The 16,580-nt window shown below is 60.3% G+C and carries 15 protein-coding genes; 12 read left to right on the top strand and 3 right to left on the bottom strand.

Annotated features, from left to right (window positions below; translation table 11 throughout):
* Positions 1-78: 78 nt before the first annotated feature.
* Together AB3X98_RS38640 and AB3X98_RS38635 are read right to left on the bottom strand one after the other, a co-directional pair.
* Positions 79-984 carry a LysR family transcriptional regulator gene (locus tag AB3X98_RS38640; RefSeq protein ID WP_368606106.1) on the bottom strand — a complete coding sequence of 302 codons (906 nt, stop codon included), beginning with the start codon at positions 982-984 and terminating at the stop codon, positions 79-81.
* Positions 985-1,069: 85 nt separating this feature from the next.
* Positions 1,070-1,747, bottom strand: a complete 678-nt coding sequence (locus AB3X98_RS38635; RefSeq protein ID WP_342949997.1) for a TetR/AcrR family transcriptional regulator — start codon at positions 1,745-1,747, stop codon at positions 1,070-1,072.
* 198 nt (positions 1,748-1,945) lie between these two features.
* Here AB3X98_RS38635 and AB3X98_RS38630 point away from each other — a divergent pair, with 198 nt between their 5' ends.
* From AB3X98_RS38630 to AB3X98_RS38580, 11 genes are all read left to right on the top strand, one after another.
* Positions 1,946-2,356, top strand: coding sequence for a Zn-ribbon domain-containing OB-fold protein (locus AB3X98_RS38630; protein WP_176732962.1), 411 nt, complete (start codon positions 1,946-1,948; stop codon positions 2,354-2,356).
* Positions 2,353-3,525, top strand: coding sequence for a thiolase family protein (locus tag AB3X98_RS38625; RefSeq protein WP_083245486.1), 1,173 nt, complete (start codon positions 2,353-2,355; stop codon positions 3,523-3,525). The genes AB3X98_RS38630 and AB3X98_RS38625 overlap by 4 nt, the downstream gene beginning before the upstream one ends.
* Positions 3,526-3,528: 3 nt before the next feature.
* The gene (locus AB3X98_RS38620; RefSeq protein ID WP_368606107.1) at positions 3,529-4,395 is read left to right on the top strand and encodes a xanthine dehydrogenase family protein subunit M; all 867 of its coding nucleotides are present in this window, start codon (positions 3,529-3,531) and stop codon (positions 4,393-4,395) included.
* 7 nt (positions 4,396-4,402) lie between these two features.
* On the top strand, positions 4,403-7,348 hold the full coding sequence (locus tag AB3X98_RS38615; RefSeq protein ID WP_368606108.1) for a molybdopterin cofactor-binding domain-containing protein: 2,946 nt from the start codon (positions 4,403-4,405) through the stop codon (positions 7,346-7,348).
* Between the two features lie 4 nt (positions 7,349-7,352).
* Entirely contained in the window at positions 7,353-8,600 is a 1,248-nt protein-coding gene (locus AB3X98_RS38610) for a CaiB/BaiF CoA transferase family protein (protein WP_368606109.1), read from the top strand.
* Positions 8,597-10,171 carry an alpha/beta fold hydrolase gene (locus tag AB3X98_RS38605; RefSeq protein WP_368606110.1) on the top strand — a complete coding sequence of 525 codons (1,575 nt, stop codon included), beginning with the start codon at positions 8,597-8,599 and terminating at the stop codon, positions 10,169-10,171. The genes AB3X98_RS38610 and AB3X98_RS38605 overlap by 4 nt, the downstream gene beginning before the upstream one ends.
* Positions 10,159-10,746, top strand: coding sequence for an SRPBCC family protein (locus AB3X98_RS38600; RefSeq protein ID WP_368606111.1), 588 nt, complete (start codon positions 10,159-10,161; stop codon positions 10,744-10,746). Before AB3X98_RS38605 ends, AB3X98_RS38600 begins: the two co-directional genes overlap by 13 nt.
* A gap of 148 nt (positions 10,747-10,894) precedes the next feature.
* Positions 10,895-12,181 (top strand): MFS transporter, encoded by a 1,287-nt coding sequence (locus AB3X98_RS38595; RefSeq protein ID WP_342950003.1) that lies wholly within the window; start codon positions 10,895-10,897, stop codon positions 12,179-12,181.
* A gap of 63 nt (positions 12,182-12,244) precedes the next feature.
* On the top strand, positions 12,245-13,390 hold the full coding sequence (locus AB3X98_RS38590; protein ID WP_368606116.1) for a porin: 1,146 nt from the start codon (positions 12,245-12,247) through the stop codon (positions 13,388-13,390).
* 27 nt (positions 13,391-13,417) lie between these two features.
* Positions 13,418-13,801: a BON domain-containing protein gene (locus AB3X98_RS38585; RefSeq protein ID WP_069267261.1), complete on the top strand. Its 384-nt coding sequence runs from the start codon at positions 13,418-13,420 to the stop codon at positions 13,799-13,801.
* 49 nt (positions 13,802-13,850) lie between these two features.
* Positions 13,851-14,885 (top strand): XdhC family protein, encoded by a 1,035-nt coding sequence (locus tag AB3X98_RS38580; RefSeq protein ID WP_368606112.1) that lies wholly within the window; start codon positions 13,851-13,853, stop codon positions 14,883-14,885.
* 12 nt (positions 14,886-14,897) lie between these two features.
* Here AB3X98_RS38580 and AB3X98_RS38575 read toward each other — a convergent pair whose 3' ends face one another.
* Positions 14,898-15,533: a TetR/AcrR family transcriptional regulator gene (locus tag AB3X98_RS38575; RefSeq protein ID WP_069267259.1), complete on the bottom strand. Its 636-nt coding sequence runs from the start codon at positions 15,531-15,533 to the stop codon at positions 14,898-14,900.
* Between the two features lie 93 nt (positions 15,534-15,626).
* On the opposite strand from AB3X98_RS38575, the gene AB3X98_RS38570 reads away from it, so the two are divergent.
* Entirely contained in the window at positions 15,627-16,400 is a 774-nt protein-coding gene (locus AB3X98_RS38570) for an SDR family oxidoreductase (protein WP_368606113.1), read from the top strand.
* The last annotated feature ends 180 nt before the right edge of the window (positions 16,401-16,580 follow it).

The raw sequence follows: 16,580 nt of genomic DNA, 5'->3' as shown, positions 1-16,580 counted from the left end.
AGAGTTCGATCAGGCGCCGGGAATTCAGTCCCACGAAATCAATCATTCAGAAAGATTGAATGTCTTTCGAGGTGTCGGCTAGCTCCGCCACGGCGGCTGTGGGCGAAAATGTGCCTGCAGATACTGCATGAATTGCCGGGTGCGTGCGGGCAATCCGGCGCGATTGTTGGTGAGTGCGATCACATCGGCGTCGGGCGCCTTCCATGCGGGGAGCAGCCGCACGAGGTTTCCCTTCGCGATATCGCCGGCAACGTCCCATTCCGAGCGGAGAATGACGCCACGGCCCTCACACGCCCATTGGCGAATCACCTTGCCATCGTTGCAGCTCAACTTCGACGACACGCGGATACTGCGCGCCGTGCGGCCCTTGCGGAACTGCCAGAGCGATGCGTCTTCGTTGTTCTCTCGCAGCACGATACATGGCAGTTCGGCCAGATCGTCAGGGGTTTCCGGGTTCGGAAAGCGCTTCAGAAACGCTGGGGATGCACACACGAAGCGTGCATTCGGCGCAATCGCATAGCCGATCAGATTCGACGCAGGCAGATCGCCGATATGAACCACGATGTCATAGCGGTCGGCGGCCTCGGTCAATGGTTGATCGGTGAGCGTCAACTCGATGTCGACATCGGGGTTGTCCTGCTGAAAGCGGGACACGACGGAAGCGAGATAGCGCCGCCCGAAACCCAGTGGCGCGCGAACTCTCACGGTGCCGACGAGCCCACCGCGGCGTGCGCGCAAATCCTCGAACAGCGTGTCGAACTGTGTCACCAGGTGTGCGCCGCGTTGGCACAGCAACATTCCTTCTTCCGTGAACCGTAAGCGGCGAGCGCTGCGGTCGACGAGGCGGATATCGAGTTTTCTTTCGATCTGCTGCAACCGCTGCGTGACCGCCGGCGGCGACAGCCCAAGCTTTCTCGCTGCCGCAACGAGGCTGCCGGTTTCCTGTATGGTCAGCAGGAAGCGAATGTCATTTGAATCGCTCATGTTGGTCTCATCGCGGTTGCGGCTGCAATTGTTGTTCGGTGGGCCCGCGCCGGGAGGGACGCAGCGGGGATCGCCGCGATGCGATTCATTGGACTCGATATCGCGCCAGGAAAGTGCAAACGGCGCTCTCGACGACGCGTTCTACCTGATCGTCGGACAGGGCGTAGTCTGTTTGCATGAGGCGAGGATAAAAAACGGTCTCGCCCAGCATGCCAATGAATTCTGCGCGCGCGAGCTGCACGTCGGCAACACGCAGCTCGCCTTCGTCAACGCGCCTTTGCAACCAGGCATCCGTAATATCGCTGAATAAATGCTTCGCAAGTTGAAAGCGGGCGCCCACCGCGGGAAAGTTTCGCGCTTGCCCAATGATCAGGCGCATCGCGGAAATCAACCGCGCGTCTGAAACGAGCTCGCAGAATGCGCGTCCAATTTCGCGCAGGCCCGGTTCGACGTCGTTGGGCACGACGTGATCTTTCCAGCTCGAGAATAGCTGATGGATCAGATGGTCCACCGCTTCGACGAACAGCGTTTCCTTGCTGGGAAAATGTTTGTACAGGGTCGCGTATGACACTGTCGCGCGATCGCCAATGGAATCCATCGTGGCCGCGTCGTATCCGCTTTCCAGGAACGTTGCAATTGCAACCTCCAGGATCAACGCGCGCTTTTCCCTGCTAACACGCTGCTGATATCCCTCTACGCCGTTCGTCGAGGAAGTCTCTCCGCGCGAGATGGGCTTCTTCCTTCCTGCCTTCGCTATTTCCACTCACAAGCTCCAAAACTATCGGTCTGGAAGGCATTCTGCCCCCCGTTGGCGAAAATCGCCAGCAAGCGAGACTGCGGACGGTCCTTCGAAATCGGACGCATCGGTAATGCCGGGTTTTCCCTACCTTTCTCGCTGCCGTTTAGTACTATAGTGTAATACACACTACACCATGAAGCTCGAACAGAAATGGGAGCCAGCGTGAACGGTTTCAGACGATTAAGCACAGCCTCGGTTATCAGAGGCGGGAAAGGCTGGTCATTACTCGGGGCGAGGTGCTCCGGCTGTGAAGCGCCCATCTATCCAGTCCTCACCGTGTGCCCGCACTGCGGCGGCCGCGACTTCGTTGCGTTGCCGCTGCCGACAATCGGCACCCTCTACTGCCACAGCGTGGTGCATATGGGACCAAGGGGCGTCGACACGCCCTATACCGTCGGCTACGTGGACTTTAGTGAGGGTCTGAGGGTCTTCGGGCGCATCGAAATGGAGGCTGGCGCTGTCCAGACGGGGCAACAACTCGAATTGCGAGTGAAAGCAGCAAACAAACGAGCGAGCCAGTTCATCTACTTCTTTGCCGCACCCGGCGAAGTTCCCCGGCAGGTAAGTTCATGAGCGCGACGAACGGTTTGAGGAGCGTGAGCGTCGCTGGCACAGGTATGGTTCGCTTTGGGCGTTTCCCGGAAGTGAGTCTTGCGCAGCTCGCCGCGCCTGCGGTCATCGAGGCACTTGATGAAGCTGGAATCGATCGACCGCGCATCGGCGCTATTTATTGCGGAACGGTATCCGGTGGTCCATTGGCTGCTCAACGTATCGCACGGGAGACGGGGCTGACCGGCATCGAAGCGGCGAATTTCGAAAATGCCTGCTCGTCGTCGGCGAGCGCATTCCGGCACGCCTGGCTCGCGATTGCCGCGGGGGCGGTGGATTGTGCCGTGGTGGTCGGAGCGGAGCAATTGACCCGTCTCGGCAGCGGCCCACTTGATCTGGGCGATGAGGATGTCGAGGCGGCGAACGGTTTGACGATGCCGGCGCTGTACGCAATGCGCGCACAGCGGTACATGCACGAATTCGATTTGTCGCCTCGCGATCTCGCGCAGATCGCGGTCAAGGCCAGGGCGAATGGCGCGCTCAACGCGTATGCACAGATCCGCAGCACCATGTCGGTGGATGAGGTGCTCGCTAGTCGGCAGGTGGCCTCGCCGCTGACGTTGCATCAGTGCTGCCCGCTGGGCGATGGCGCATCGGCGGTCGTGCTTGCGGCCTCCGACTTTCCCATTGCGAATCGGCAAGGCGCCGTGAAGATTCTTGCGTCGCATCTGACGTCGGGCCGTTACATGCAGGGAGGCAGGGATATGACGACTCCCGAGGTCACGATGCGTTGTGCGAACGAGACCTACGAATCCTGCGGCATCGGCCCTTCCGACATCGATCTCGTCGAGTGTCACGACGCCTTCACCATCGCCGAATTGCTGTACTACGAAGCACTGGGTTTTGCCCGCCACGGAGAAGGGGCGGCTTTGATCAGGGAAGGTCAAACGTCGCTGAACGGACGGATTCCGTTCAACCCGTCCGGCGGTCTGCTCTGCAGGGGCCATCCGCTTGGCGCGTCGGGAATCGCGCAGATCGTCGAAATAACCCGCCAGTTGCAGGGCCGCTGCGGCGCACGGCAGGTCGCGAAAGACAAGCCGCGCGGTCCGCGAATCGGGCTGGCGCACATCACCGGTGGAGGCACCTACGGCTTCGATCACGGTGCCTGCGCAATACACATTCTTGGAAGGTGAGAAGTGAAATCAGCACCCTTTACCTGGCACCGCCCGGAAAGCGTGGCGCGTGCCGTCGAGCTGCTTGCCACGCTGGACAACGCACGCCTCATCGCTGGCGGGCAGACGCTGATGCCGATGCTGGCCATGCGTTACGCGTATGTGGACCATCTGATCGACGTGAACGCGATACCCGGCCTCGACGGGATAGCGTTGGAAGGCGGCGAGGTCTGCATCGGCGCACTGGTTCGCCAGCGAGATATCGAGCAATCTCCCTTGATTCATCGATACGCACCGCTGATGGTCGAGGCGTATCGATTGGTCGGTCATATTCAGACGCGAAATCGGGGCACTTTTGTCGGAAGCGTTTGCAATCTCGACCCGGCCTCGGAGCAGCCCGCACTCGCCGAAATCTTCAATGCGACCATCGTCGCCGTGAGCCCCCGCGGAGAGCGGCGCATCCCGTTTCATGAGTTCGCGTGCGGCTTCATGACGACTTCGATCGAACCGGACGAAATGGTGACGCAAATTCGCCTGCGCATCTGGAACGAGCCGCACGGCTATGCGTTCGAGGAATTCGCGCGCAGGCATGGGGACTTCGCAATCGTCGGGGCCGCGGCCATGGTGTCCGTCGACGCCAATCGCGCTATCCGCCGTGCCGACGTGGTCCTGTGCGGCATGGGCAGCAAACCTTGCCGTCTGCAGTTCGACGACGTCCTCCAGGGACAGCAGCCCAGCGACGGTCTCGCAAAGGCAGCAGCCGGCAGAGCAAGCTCGATCGATGCCCTTGGCGACACGAGTGCCAGTGCCGCCTATCGGCAACGCCTCGCGAGCACCGTAACCGAGCGTGCGCTTGGGCGTGCGTTCGCTCGCGCATTGAACGCAAGCTGAGGGAATCATGGATCAGAGAATCGAATTCGTGGAACAGGCAAGGATTGCCTTCGAACTGAACGGACAGGCTGTGACCTGCGACATCGACCCCAGAGTGACGCTCGGCGATTTTCTTCGTCACCGGCTTGGCAAGACCGGCACGCATTATGGCTGCGAGCATGGTGTTTGCGGGGCATGCACGGTGCTGGTGGATGGACGTTCCATGCGCTCGTGCCTTCAGCTCTGTGGCCAGGTCGACGGGCGGAAGGTCACAACCGTAGAGGGGCTGGCGAATGCCGACGGCTCGCTAGGCATCCTGCAGCAGGCGTTTCAGGATCGCCATGCGTTGCAGTGCGGATACTGCACCCCGGGCATGTTGACCACACTCACGGAGTTTCTGCGGGCCAACCCCGACCCGTCCGAGGCGCAAGTTCGTGATGCGATCAGCGGCAATATCTGCCGCTGCACGGGCTACCAGGCCATAGTCGAAGCCGCGCTGCTCGCCGCAGCGAGAATGCGCGGCGAGCCCGATCCAGTTTTCGGTCTGGTTACCGCACACTCGAAGAGCAGCGATGCCCCTTCGGAGTCGGCCGTGGGCGCGCGATATGTCGGCAAACCCGTCAAGCGCACCGAAGACCCAGCGCTGCTCAAAGGCGAGGGGCAATTCGTCGACGATATCCACCTTGCTGGAACGTTGCATTGCTGTTTCGTGCGATCGTCGCACGCGCACGCCCGCATCAGGCACATCGATACGCAAGCAGCAAAGGCCGTACCGGGCGTGCAGCATGTCTGGACGTTGGCCGACCTGGACGAAGCGCTGCGGCGGCCCTTGCCTGTCCTGGCGCCCACTCACATGCTCAATGAGCCGCGCATGTGGTCGCCGCTGGCTGCGGACGAGGTGTGCTACGTCGGCGAGGCGGTTGCCGTTGTCCTTGCCGAAAGCCGGTACATCGCGGAAGACGCCGCTAACCTGGTGCAGATCGACTACGAGGTACTGCCTGTTGCCGGCGACATCAGGAAGATATTCGACCCGGATGCGCCACGGGCTCACAGCGACGTTCCGACAAACCTCCTGCTCGACATGCCGTTTGCTTTCGGCGAAGTCGACTCGGCCTTTGCAAGCGCAGCGCACGTGGTCAAGCGCGAGATATTCCATCATCGCGCAACTGCGCACCCGATGGAGTGCCGCGCAACCCTCGCGCGGCTCGATGGCGGCACCGGTGATCTGACCGTCTGGAATTCAGGCCAGGCGCCGCATCTCGAAAGACGTCTCCTCGCGCAAGCGCTCGGCTACGACGAAGCGAAGATCCGGGTCATCATGCCGGACGTTGGAGGGGCGTTCGGTCCCAAGGGTATCGCCTATCCGGAAGAGTTCGTCGTGGCCTCGGCTGCACTCAGGCTGGGTGTGCCGGTCAAATGGACCGAAGATCGTCGCGAGCACTTCCTGAGTATTACCCAGGAGCGCGATCAACTGTGGGATCTCGAGATGGCGCTCGACCAGGACGGAAAGATCCTCGGCGTGCGCGGTTCCGTGGTCCACGATAACGGTGCGTATGTGCCTTGGGGCATAGTCGTGCCGATCATCGCGGTGACCTCGTCGCTGGGTCCGTACGTCGTCCCGGCATTCCAGGTGAAGCTGAAAGTCGCGTGCACGAACATGGTACCCACCACGCCGGTGCGTGGTGCGGGGCGGCCTAAAGCGGTATTCGCGATGGAGCGGATGCTCGATGCCGCAGCCGACCAGCTCGGCCTCACTCGTCTGGAAATTCGACGTCGCAATTTCGTGCAGCCGGAACAGCTACCGTACAAAACTGGCCTGATATTCCGCGACGGTTCGCAGATGGTGTATGACTCCGGCAACTATCCGGAGACCCAGAAAAAGGCAGAGGAGCTTGCCGGTCTGGACGCATTTCGCGCCCGCCAGGAGGACGCGCGCACGCGGCAACGATATCTTGGCATTGGCTTTGCCAATTATGTGGAAGGCTGTGGTCTCGGTCCTTATGAAGGGGCGGAAGTCACGTTGCAAAACGACGGACGCATACACCTGGACGTCGGTGGCGCCGGCGCGCAGGGGCAAGGCATGAAAACCATCTTTGCCCAGATCGCAGCCGATCAGATCGGTGTCGAGATGGATGCCATCACGGTAGTCGTCGGCGATACGGGCAAGCTTGCAATGGGTGTCGGGACATTCGCGAGCCGGATCACCGTCAACGCCGGAAATGCAGTCCACATTGCATGCGGCAAGCTCGCGGGAAAAATCAGGGCGCTGGCTGCGAACGCCCTTCGAGTTCCGCTGGACCAGATCGAGATCGCGCGTGGCGTCGTATGCGCGCGAGGTCAGCCGGAAAGGGCGTTGCCGCTCGGGAAAATCGCTCAGATGTCCTATGGGATACCTGGGTTCACGCTTCCTGACGGGCTGGATGCAGGCATGACCGTCACGCATTATTTCTCCCCGAAAGCCAGTGTCTACGCCAACGGAACGGCGTTCGCGGAAGTCGAGGTGGATATCGGGACTGGCTACGTAAAGGTCTTGCGTTATGGCGTTGCGCACGATTGCGGGAATGTGATCAATCCGATGCTCGTCGAAGGGCAGGTGATTGGCGCGATTTCCCATGGGATCGGAAATACGCTGCTCGAGCGGCATGCCTACGACGAGAATGCCCAGCCGCTTGCGACGAATTTCGCGGAGTTTCTGCTGCCGACCGCTCTCGACATGCCATCCCACATCGCGATGGCGCATCTCGTTTCGCCCTCGCCGAACAACCCGCTTGGCGTCAAAGGCGCCGGGGAGGGCGGGACGATTCCTGCATCCGCGGCGATCGTCAGTGCCATCGAGGATGCGCTGAGCCGTTGGTCTATCCGATTTGACGAAACTCCCGTGCTGCCTGAAATGATCTCTGATCGGCTGCATGCCGCAGGCGCCTACAGCGACGCCGCTCCCCAACACACCTCGAACGAAGAACTTGCAGGATAACGCTATGGAATCTGGAAAAACCGGTCCGCTGAGCGGCGTGAGGGTTCTGGATCTCACGCAGTTCCTGTCGGGCCCTTTCGGAACGCAAATTCTCGGTGACCTCGGCGCTGAGATCATCAAGATCGAGCCGCCGGCGGGCGAACTTTCACGCGGCGTGCCACCGCATTTCGTAGAGGGCGACAGCGCCTATTATCTTGCGGTCAATCGCAACAAGAAGAGCGTGGTCATTGACCTCAAGACGGAGCGGGGAGCCGAACTCGTTCGGGAGCTGGCGGCACATTCAGATGTCCTTGTCGAAAACAATCGGCCCGGTGTGATGGAGCGGCTCGGGCTCGGTCAAGCGGCGCTTCGCGCGCGCAGTCCGCGGCTCGTCTATTGCAGTATCAGCGGCTTCGGACAGACCGGCCCGGACAGGGATCTTCCCGCTTACGACATGATCGTGCAGGCGATGTCAGGGGGCATGAGTCTGACCGGGGAGCCTGGGCGAGCGCCCGTTCGCGCTGGCATTCCGATCGGCGATCTGGCGGCCGGCATGTACGGCGTAATGGGCGTACTCGCTGCGCTGGTCGAGCGCCAGACGACCGGCGAAGGACGGTTCGTCGATGTGTCGATGCTCGATGCGCAAATCGCGATGCTTTGTTATCAAGGCGCCTATTACCTGCTATCGGGTGAAGTGCCGGAACCCCAGGGACGAGGCCACGATTCGATACCGACTTACCGCTCGTTCGAATGTGGCGACGGCGTTTCACTGGTTGTGACCGCCAACACCGAACGTATGTGGGCGGACCTGTGCAAGGTAGTCGGTTTGCCACACCTCGTCCACGACCCGAGATTCAAGGATCCGGACGAACGCCTGGCAAACAAGGCGGCGCTATGGGAAATACTGGAGGCGCGCTTTCGGTCCGAATCCGCGCAGAGTTGGCTCGATCTGCTGAATTCGGCCTCGATTCCGGCCGCTCTGGTCAAGACGGTGGATAAAGCACTGAACGCCTCCCAGGTCGCGCACAGAGACATGCTCGTCGAGCTTCGCAGCGGAGCGGGATCTCATGTGCGCGTGCCCGGCAATCCAATCAAGCTCGATACCTCGGGGCCTGTCGATGCGAGTTACCCACCGCATCTGGGGGAGCATACGAACGTCGTGCTCGGAGAGTACGTCGGGCTGGATACTGACGAACTGAGGACACTTCAGAACCAGGGGGTTGTTCGGCAGTTTGTACCCGGCATGCCATCACCCGGCGTGAAATCGCGATGAACGTGGAGATCGGAATGCATGAAAATCTTCTGCTGAAGATGAAGGGTCATGTTTTGCACATTGCCCTGAACAGTGCTGACGGCAGGAACGAGCTGGATGACGCAATGACTCGAGCGCTCACAGAGGTGATCAGTGACCCTCCCGAGAGCACCGTGGCAATCGTGTTGTCCGGCGAAGGCGAGAACTTCTGCGCAGGCCGGGCCTCTTCGCCACCGCCGGCACTTTCCCCAATGGAAGATCCACGCCCTGCAATCAAGGAACGGGGCGCGGTGCCCATTCTCGCACTCTATGAGGCAATCCGTTCGAGTGCGGTACCGGTTGCGTGTTTCGTCAAAGGGCTCGCTTCGGGTATGGGTTGCGCAATCGTTGCAGCGAGCGACTACGCAGTCGCCGACGTGCGCAGCCAGTTCGAAGCCAACGAACTGGAGAAGCAGTTTGCTCCTGCCCTGCTGATGTCCGTGCTCATCTCGCGTGTCCATGTCAAGGCGATTTCGCGTCTGGTTTTGACGGGTCGGCCCATCGACGCGACGACCGCTCTGGAGTATGGGCTCATCGGCGAAATAGTCGCTCCTTGGGAACTGGACAACGCGCAGGACGATTTCATCGCGTTCATGAACAGCCGGGCTCCGCAGGCATTACTCGGAATCAAGACCTTCCTGCGCGAATCGGCCGGCCCGGATTCGTCAAAGCTTGCCGCCGACGTTCTGGCGGAATCGATTGCGGCTCGCCTCGACGTGACAGCGCCGTTCGCGCCGTCCCACGACAAGCGGTTTCTGAGCGTCGACGGCGAGCGCATTGCCTATATCGACATCGGCAACGGGCCCGCGGTCGTTTTGCTCCATAGTCTCGGCACATCGAGCGCGCTGTGGGACGATATTCTGCCCGCACTCACCGCGAATTATCGAGTCGTGGCAATAGATGCCCGCGGTCACGGCGACTCGACGAAGCGAAGCGCGTGGAATGCAGACGCGGTTGCCAGCGACGTCGTTGCGGTGACGGGGGCCATCGGTCTCGACCGTTTTGGCCTGGTGGGTATCTCGATGGGGGGACTCACTGCAATCCGCGTTGCCGCGAAGCTGGGTCGACGCGTGGCTGTCATGGTCTTGTCGAGTGCTTACGCAAGCGTTTCCGGACCGACGGTAGCCAAGCGGCTCGCAGCAACCGAAGGGATGTTGAAAAAGCTGCCAATGCATCTCTTTGCGCGCATGTACGTGGAGCAGACCCTCCACAGAAACACGGCGTACCCGAAGCGGGAGCGACTTGCCCAGCAGATTGCGGCCATCGCTTCAAAGGATTACCTGGAGATATTGCACGCCATTGCCACGGATGACGTCTCCAGTCTTCTGTGCGACATCGAGGTCCCGACACTCGTGCTCAACGCCGAACTCGACGGAAGTGTACCCAGAACCGTATCGGCGCAGTTGACGCAAGGAATCCATGGGGCGGAGGAACGGACGCTGCGCGCTGCCGGGCACCTTGCATGTGTCGACGCGCCCGATGCGTACGCGGACGTTTTATTAAGCCAGTTTGAGCAATACACGGATGAAGGTGGAGAAGTATGGAGATCGTAAATCGCTTTTCGGTCGACTCGACTATCGAGAACGCCTGGAACGCACTACTCGACGTTCCGCTGGTGGTGTCCTGCTTTCCCGGTGCGACGCTCACGGACACACTCGGCAAGGACTCGTACAGGGGGCTGATTCGCGTCAAGCTGGGTCCAGTCGCGATGGAGTTCTCCGGCAAGGTCACCTTGAGCGCCCCGTGGGGTGACGTGCATACGGCGACCGTTGAGGCCACATGGCAGGAGACCAAAAACCGCGGATCGGCCAATACGGTGACCACGTTTTCTCTATCACGCCTCAATGAAGCCGCCGGCACCCAGGTTGACGTTCGCACCAGTGTGCAGATGGCGGGGCAGGTGGCGCAGTATGGCCGCGGAGTTGGAATCATCAATGCCGTATCGGAACAGATGGTCCGTCAATTCGCGGCGAATTTGCTGGAGAAACTTGGAGACAGAGAACCCGTGGCGGCAACACGCCGCGACAACTCAGCACGCTCAACGAACGAGATTTCCGTACTCGGCTTGTTGTGGAAAATGCTGGTTTTGAAGTGCAGGCGGTGGTTTGCCAGACCGCGTTCGTCATAGTTCCCTTCGTTCATGTTTCTGATCAGTTTGGTCAGGCGGGCAAACGGCAGCCGCTTCTACTGAACCCTGTCATGCCAGCACGCGATGCCATCGAAGTGTCCGGAACTGTTTGTCTAATCATAAGTAGTGCAAAGCAGGAGATGGGAAGATGGAAACGAACTCGACCCCTTTCGAGTCGACAGACCATGGGAGCAATGTTGGTGCTCCTGTCGTGGGCAAGGCCGCCTGGATTGTACTTGCGTCCGCGTTTGTGGGGTGGATGTTCGATGCAATGGATCTCTACCTGTTCACCATGATCATGGTTCCGGCCCTTCACGACCTGCTCGGGGCTTCACAGGGCAGCGTCATGCGGATTGGAGGGCTCATTGTCGGCGCGAAACTGCTTTGCTGGGGCATCGGCGGGATTCTGTCCGGTATCGTGGCAGACCGGTTCGGGCGAGCGCGAGTGATGCTCGGCACGATGCTGATTTACTCGGTATTCACGGCAGCCGGTGCCTTCGCGCGAGACTGGTATCAACTCCTCCTGTTTCAGATGCTGGCGGGCTTTGGAATCGGTGGTGAGTGGGCCGCCGGCGCCGCGCTTGTCGTGGAGACCTGGCCAGAAAAACACAGGGCGAAGGCCGTTCAGGTGATGCAGGTTGCCAATGTGGCAGGGCTGGTTGCCGCCTCCGCGCTCGCGATCCTGCTTTCAGGCGCTGGATGGCGTTGGGTGCTTGGCGTGGGGGCGGCACCGGCACTCGCGAGCCTTGGCCTGCGGTTCATCACACCGGAATCGGCGAGTTGGGAGCAGTCACGTGCGGCCGCAATGCGTCACGCAGGTCCGAAAATGGGTTCGATATCGGAGATATTTGGCAGCCCGTTGCGCCGTCGAACCATTGTCGGAACGCTCATTGCCTCGGCAATGATGATCGGTGGCTGGGGGGCATCCATCATCTTTCCCACGTTGCTGAGAGAGTTCTTCCCATCCGCCGGCAGCGCGGAATTCACGCGACAGACGGGCATCGCTTTCATGGCGACCAACGCCGGTGCGGTGCTTGGATACGCCTCGATTCTGCTCCTCGTCAGTCTGATGCCGCGTGTCTCCCGACGGATCGTCTACGCAGTGTTTTGTGCTGGCGCCTGGATTGCAGTCGTTGTCCTTTTTGGAGCGGCGAAAACACTGGGGACGTTCTATTTCTCAATGCTTGGATTCGGTTTCTTCGCAATGGGCGGATTTGGGATCGTCGCTCTGTACCTGACTGAGCTTTTTCCGCTCCATGTTCGCGCCACAGGACAAGGCTTCGCCTGGAATATGGCCCGTCTCTTTACCGCGTTCGGACCGTTGCTCGTGTCGTTTGCGTCGGCGAATCTGGGATTCCGTGTGGTGGGAATCACTCTCGCAACCGTATTCGGAATGGGATTGGCCGCAATATTTTTCGGGCCGGAAACGGGCTGAAAAGACGACGTGGAAGTTCGAAGCGTGGCCGCATCCACCAAAAAATATGACATTGGAGACAGCATGAAAATGAAAGTGTTCGTCGCCTCGACGGTCTTTGTGTGGACGGTCGCGGCACACGCGCAATCGTCGGTGACGCTGTATGGCGCGCTCGATACGGGATTGCTGTATCAAAGCGCGAATGCGCCAAATTTCCAGTCGAAAATGAATCTCGGCCACCTATACGCACTCAAGGACGCGGGAATTTTCACCAGTTTCTGGGGGCTCAAGGGCGTTGAAGACATTGGCGGTGGTTACAAGGTCAACTTCAAGCTCCAGGGAGCATTCACCAGTACCAACGGGAAGTTCGGACTGTCCGACACACCGGGCGTCAGCGCAATCTTCAACCAGCAAGCGACGATCGGCATCTCCGGTCCTTTCGGTTCGATCGATGCGGGCCGTCAGTTCGTGCCGATAATATTTGCGATGGCCGACACCGACGTACGGGGCGCGCAATTCTTCGGCAGTATCCTCACCGCATGGCTTGGCATGAATCAGGCTGCAGGCTGGCAGGGCACCAGTACAAACGGAGCGATCGGTGCGCTGTACGACTCTAACGCGATCGTTTACCAGTCGCCGAAATTTCACGGTCTATCGCTGGGACTCGAATATGCGCCGGGCGGCGTCGCCGGTCAATCCCAGGGTGGCACGCGCGAGTCTGCCGTGCTCAGGTATTCGAACTACGGTCTCAATCTCTCGGCTGCTTACTACAACGGCCACGACAGCAATCCCTTCACGACGACAGCGATCGGCGCGATCATCACGGCACCGTCCACCGGGCGCGATAACAATCGCTTTTACTATTTCGGCGCGATGTACACGTTCCACGACCTGTCAGTATCGACGTCATACAGCATCGGCAAGGATCCGGCGAACAGCGGTCAGGCCGACTTCGAGATGATTTCCGCGGGGCTCGGCTACAAGTTCACGCCGTTTTTCAAGGTCACCTCTGGCTTTTATTACCTCAAGGACCGCAACGTTTCATCCAATCAATCGGATGCGTACGCGGTGGGCGCCGAATACAGTTTGTCCAGGACCACTATCGCCTATGTACAGGTTGGCCATGTCAATAACCGGGGCAAGATGAGCCAGGCGATCGCCTACGCCGCGCCGGTTCCTGAGGGTACCTCCAGCACCGCCGCGATGATTGGCATTCGGCACACCTTCTGATCCCACCGTGGCTGATTGGAGCAATGAATGAAGACAAGCAGGGCACTGAAAATCGCTGTCGGGTTGCTGGTTGGATCAACATCTATTCACGTCTGGGCGCAGGCCAGCGAGAGCGAAGCGCGCACCGTGTCGAAAGGCACAGCGACCGAAGCCTCCGGCAGCGTCACGCAGACGAGTAGCCGGAAGGACAATTTTGCGCTGCGCCGCAAGGTCTACGCGGCAATCGCACAGCACGAGGAGATCGACGCGGGTGCCATCAGCGTGGTGGTGAAGCGCGGCGCGGTGACGCTCGACGGGACGGTGGTTGATGCTTCACACATCGGTGAGATGACGGAGATCGCGCGGGGCGTTCCCGGCGTGAGGTCCGTGACCAACCGGCTGACGGTCAAAACGCCGTTCGGCAGTCAGTAGGCGCACGTGCATGACGCGGCTCGACTGCGTACCGTAGGAGAATGTGAGCATGAACAGTGTCGATTTCGAGGTGCTGGAAGCTGCGATGCACTGGCTTGATGCGGGCCACCGAATGCTGCTTGTTACGGTCGTGAAGACTTGGGGTTCGTCGCCTCGCCCGGAGGGGGCGATGCTTGTCCTGCGCGATGACGGTCGTGTGGTGGGCTCCATTTCAGGCGGCTGTATCGAAGATGACCTCATCGACCAGGTGCGTCGGTACGGCGTCGCGCAAGGGGTGCCGGAGGTGGTCGAATACGGCATTAGTGCCGAGGAAGCGCATCGGTTCGGGTTGCCTTGCGGTGGCACGATGCGACTCGTGCTTGAGCCGATTACGCGGCAAAGCCGTATTAAGGCCCTGCACGAAGCGCTCAGTCGTGGCGAACTGGTGGCGCGCACGTTAGACATGACAACGGGTGCCGTCACACTTGGGCCACCGGGGACGACTGACGGTGTGCACTTCAACGGGATGCATCTGACGACGATTCACGGGCCCCGTTACCGTATGCTCGTTATTGGCGCGGGACAGCTATCGCGCTACTTATGCCAGGTCGCGACAGGACTCGACTATCAGGTGGTGGTGTGCGATCCACGCGAGGAGTATGTGCAGACATGGAATGTACCCGGCACGCAACTCGTGCGCACGATGCCTGACGATACGGTCCTGGAAATGAGACCCGACGAACGCAGTGCAATCATTACACTCACGCATGACCCTAAACTCGATGATCTCGCGCTGATGGAAGCGCTGAAGACACCCGCGTTTTATGTCGGTGCGCTTGGCTCGCGGCGCAACAATGCTGCACGGCGCGAGCGGCTTAAAGAGTTCGATCTGAGCGACGCAGAACTTGCACGGTTGCGCGGTCCGGCCGGGATCTATATCGGCAGCCGCACGCCGCCCGAAATCGCGATATCGATTCTCGCAGAAGTCACGGCCGCGAAGAATCGTGTGTCGCTGCCGGCAATCCTTAGGGTCGAGCGTGGGAAGACGGCAAAGGCAATCACGAATGATGGCACACCGATCAGTGCGCTGGATCGTGTTTGGTGAAAGCGGGTTCTCTCATGAAACCGGCTTCCGGCGGCGAACTGGAGGCGAAGGCCATGCAGACATCGCAATATCAGCCAGCCGCTTCAGTCTTTCCCTGCATGCCCCATCACAGGCTTGCGCGGACATGCCTTGCACCACTGCGGCATAGAAGCGTGCGAGCGCTTCGGTGTCGGTATCCGGGGCAAGTTCGCCCTCAGCGACGGCACGGTCGAAGCGTACCTTGATGGTCTGCAGCCCAAGTTCCCGTCGCGCGGAGACCAATTGGGCGACCGACTCGCTCTTTTCGGCGTGTTGGAGAACAGCAGTCGAAATCATGCAGCCGCGCGGCCTTCCCGGGTCGGTGAAGCGTGCCGCAGCGTCGTGCAGATAGAACGCTATCGCATCGTGCGCCGGCAACTTTCCGCTTAGCGCTTCCAGCACGGCTTTGTTTTCGCGCTCGCTGACATGGTCGAGCGCCTGTCTGTAAAGGTCCTCCTTGGAGCCGTAGGTTGCGTAGAGGGACGGCGGCGGGATACCCATGGCCTCGGTCAGATCGGCGATCGAGGTGCCCTCGTATCCATGCTCCCAGAACAGCCGAGCGGCGACATCGAGTCCCACGTCGCGGTCCAGCAACCTCGGCCTGCCGCGTTTCCGGGCGGGTTCACTCATTTTTATATCGAGTCCTATAAAAATCGTTGACAAGCGTGTTTCGACGTCAATATTATAGTGACCACTACTAATTCAGTCAGGAAGGAGTGGTCGATGTCTGCAAAGCTTTCAAACAAGGTGGCCCTGATTACGGGAGGCTCGCGTGGCATCGGCCATGCCGTAGCCCTGGCATTTGCGAAAGAGGGGGCTGCGTTCATCGGCGTGCACTACGGCGCCAATCGGGATGCGGCGAACGCCGCCATCCGTGAAATCGAAGCTCTCGGATCGAAAGCCGTCGCGATCGAAGCGGACCTAAGTCGCGGAAAGGAAGCAACGGACAGTATCTGGGAACAGTTCAAGGCCGCTGCCATCGACGCCACGGGCGAGCCGAGGCTAGACATCCTCGTCAACAATGCTGGCGTGGCACCGGCCATCCGCCTGTCTGAGACGAGTGAGTCCGCATTCGACGAGGTCCTGACGATCAACTTCAAGGCACCGTTCTTCCTGATCCAGGCTATTGCAGATCACATCCGCGACAATGGGCGAATTATCAATGTTTCGACGGGCTTTACGCGTGTCGCGGCTCCAACGCATCCCGCTTACGCCGCTTCGAAAGGTGCGATTGAAACGCTGACGCTGGCGCTTGCCCCTGAGTTCGGTCCTCGTGGCATCACGGTGAATGCGGTCATGCCGGGCGTCACGGAGACCGACATGAATGCGGCGTGGATCAAGGTGCCGGAGGCACGTGCCGGCGCGGAGGCCATGTCGGTGTTCTCACGAGTGGGTCAACCTGTTGATGTCGCTGATGTCGTCACGTTCCTCGCATCGAATGAGGCACGCTGGACGACGGGGCAGGTGATCGATGCGACGGGCGGTGCCCGGCTCTAAGTCCCTCTGACATGAAGGCCGCATCAGTGTGCGCACGGTCTCGACGGCCGGGTCGATGACCTTGACCCGCTCGAGTTCGTGCATGCTTGCCGTGATCAGCTCACGTCCGTTCATGGTTTGCCCCTGGTCGACGCCTCACGCGAGCGTGCGCCTCAACCAGGGCAGGAATCGGACATCACT

Source organism: Paraburkholderia sp. BR14312, from assembly GCF_040948675.1.
GTDB classification, from domain to species: Bacteria; Pseudomonadota; Gammaproteobacteria; order Burkholderiales; family Burkholderiaceae; genus Paraburkholderia; species Paraburkholderia nodosa_A.
This window is presented reverse-complemented; position numbering and strand designations above follow the sequence as displayed.

What these genes read in the sequence shown, in the direction of transcription:
- AB3X98_RS38640 (WP_368606106.1), bottom strand. Translation starts at nt 984, where the DNA reads ATGAGCGATTCAAATGACATTCGCTTCCTGCTGACCATACAGGAAACC.
- AB3X98_RS38575 (WP_069267259.1), bottom strand. Translation starts at nt 15,533, where the DNA reads ATGAGTGAACCCGCCCGGAAACGCGGCAGGCCGAGGTTGCTGGACCGC.
- AB3X98_RS38590 (WP_368606116.1), top strand. Translation starts at nt 12,245, where the DNA reads ATGAAAATGAAAGTGTTCGTCGCCTCGACGGTCTTTGTGTGGACGGTC.
- AB3X98_RS38605 (WP_368606110.1), top strand. Translation starts at nt 8,597, where the DNA reads ATGAACGTGGAGATCGGAATGCATGAAAATCTTCTGCTGAAGATGAAG.
- AB3X98_RS38595 (WP_342950003.1), top strand. Translation starts at nt 10,895, where the DNA reads ATGGAAACGAACTCGACCCCTTTCGAGTCGACAGACCATGGGAGCAAT.
- AB3X98_RS38585 (WP_069267261.1), top strand. Translation starts at nt 13,418, where the DNA reads ATGAAGACAAGCAGGGCACTGAAAATCGCTGTCGGGTTGCTGGTTGGA.
- AB3X98_RS38600 (WP_368606111.1), top strand. Translation starts at nt 10,159, where the DNA reads ATGGAGATCGTAAATCGCTTTTCGGTCGACTCGACTATCGAGAACGCC.
- AB3X98_RS38615 (WP_368606108.1), top strand. Translation starts at nt 4,403, where the DNA reads ATGGATCAGAGAATCGAATTCGTGGAACAGGCAAGGATTGCCTTCGAA.
- AB3X98_RS38625 (WP_083245486.1), top strand. Translation starts at nt 2,353, where the DNA reads ATGAGCGCGACGAACGGTTTGAGGAGCGTGAGCGTCGCTGGCACAGGT.
- AB3X98_RS38610 (WP_368606109.1), top strand. Translation starts at nt 7,353, where the DNA reads ATGGAATCTGGAAAAACCGGTCCGCTGAGCGGCGTGAGGGTTCTGGAT.
- AB3X98_RS38570 (WP_368606113.1), top strand. Translation starts at nt 15,627, where the DNA reads ATGTCTGCAAAGCTTTCAAACAAGGTGGCCCTGATTACGGGAGGCTCG.
- AB3X98_RS38580 (WP_368606112.1), top strand. Translation starts at nt 13,851, where the DNA reads ATGAACAGTGTCGATTTCGAGGTGCTGGAAGCTGCGATGCACTGGCTT.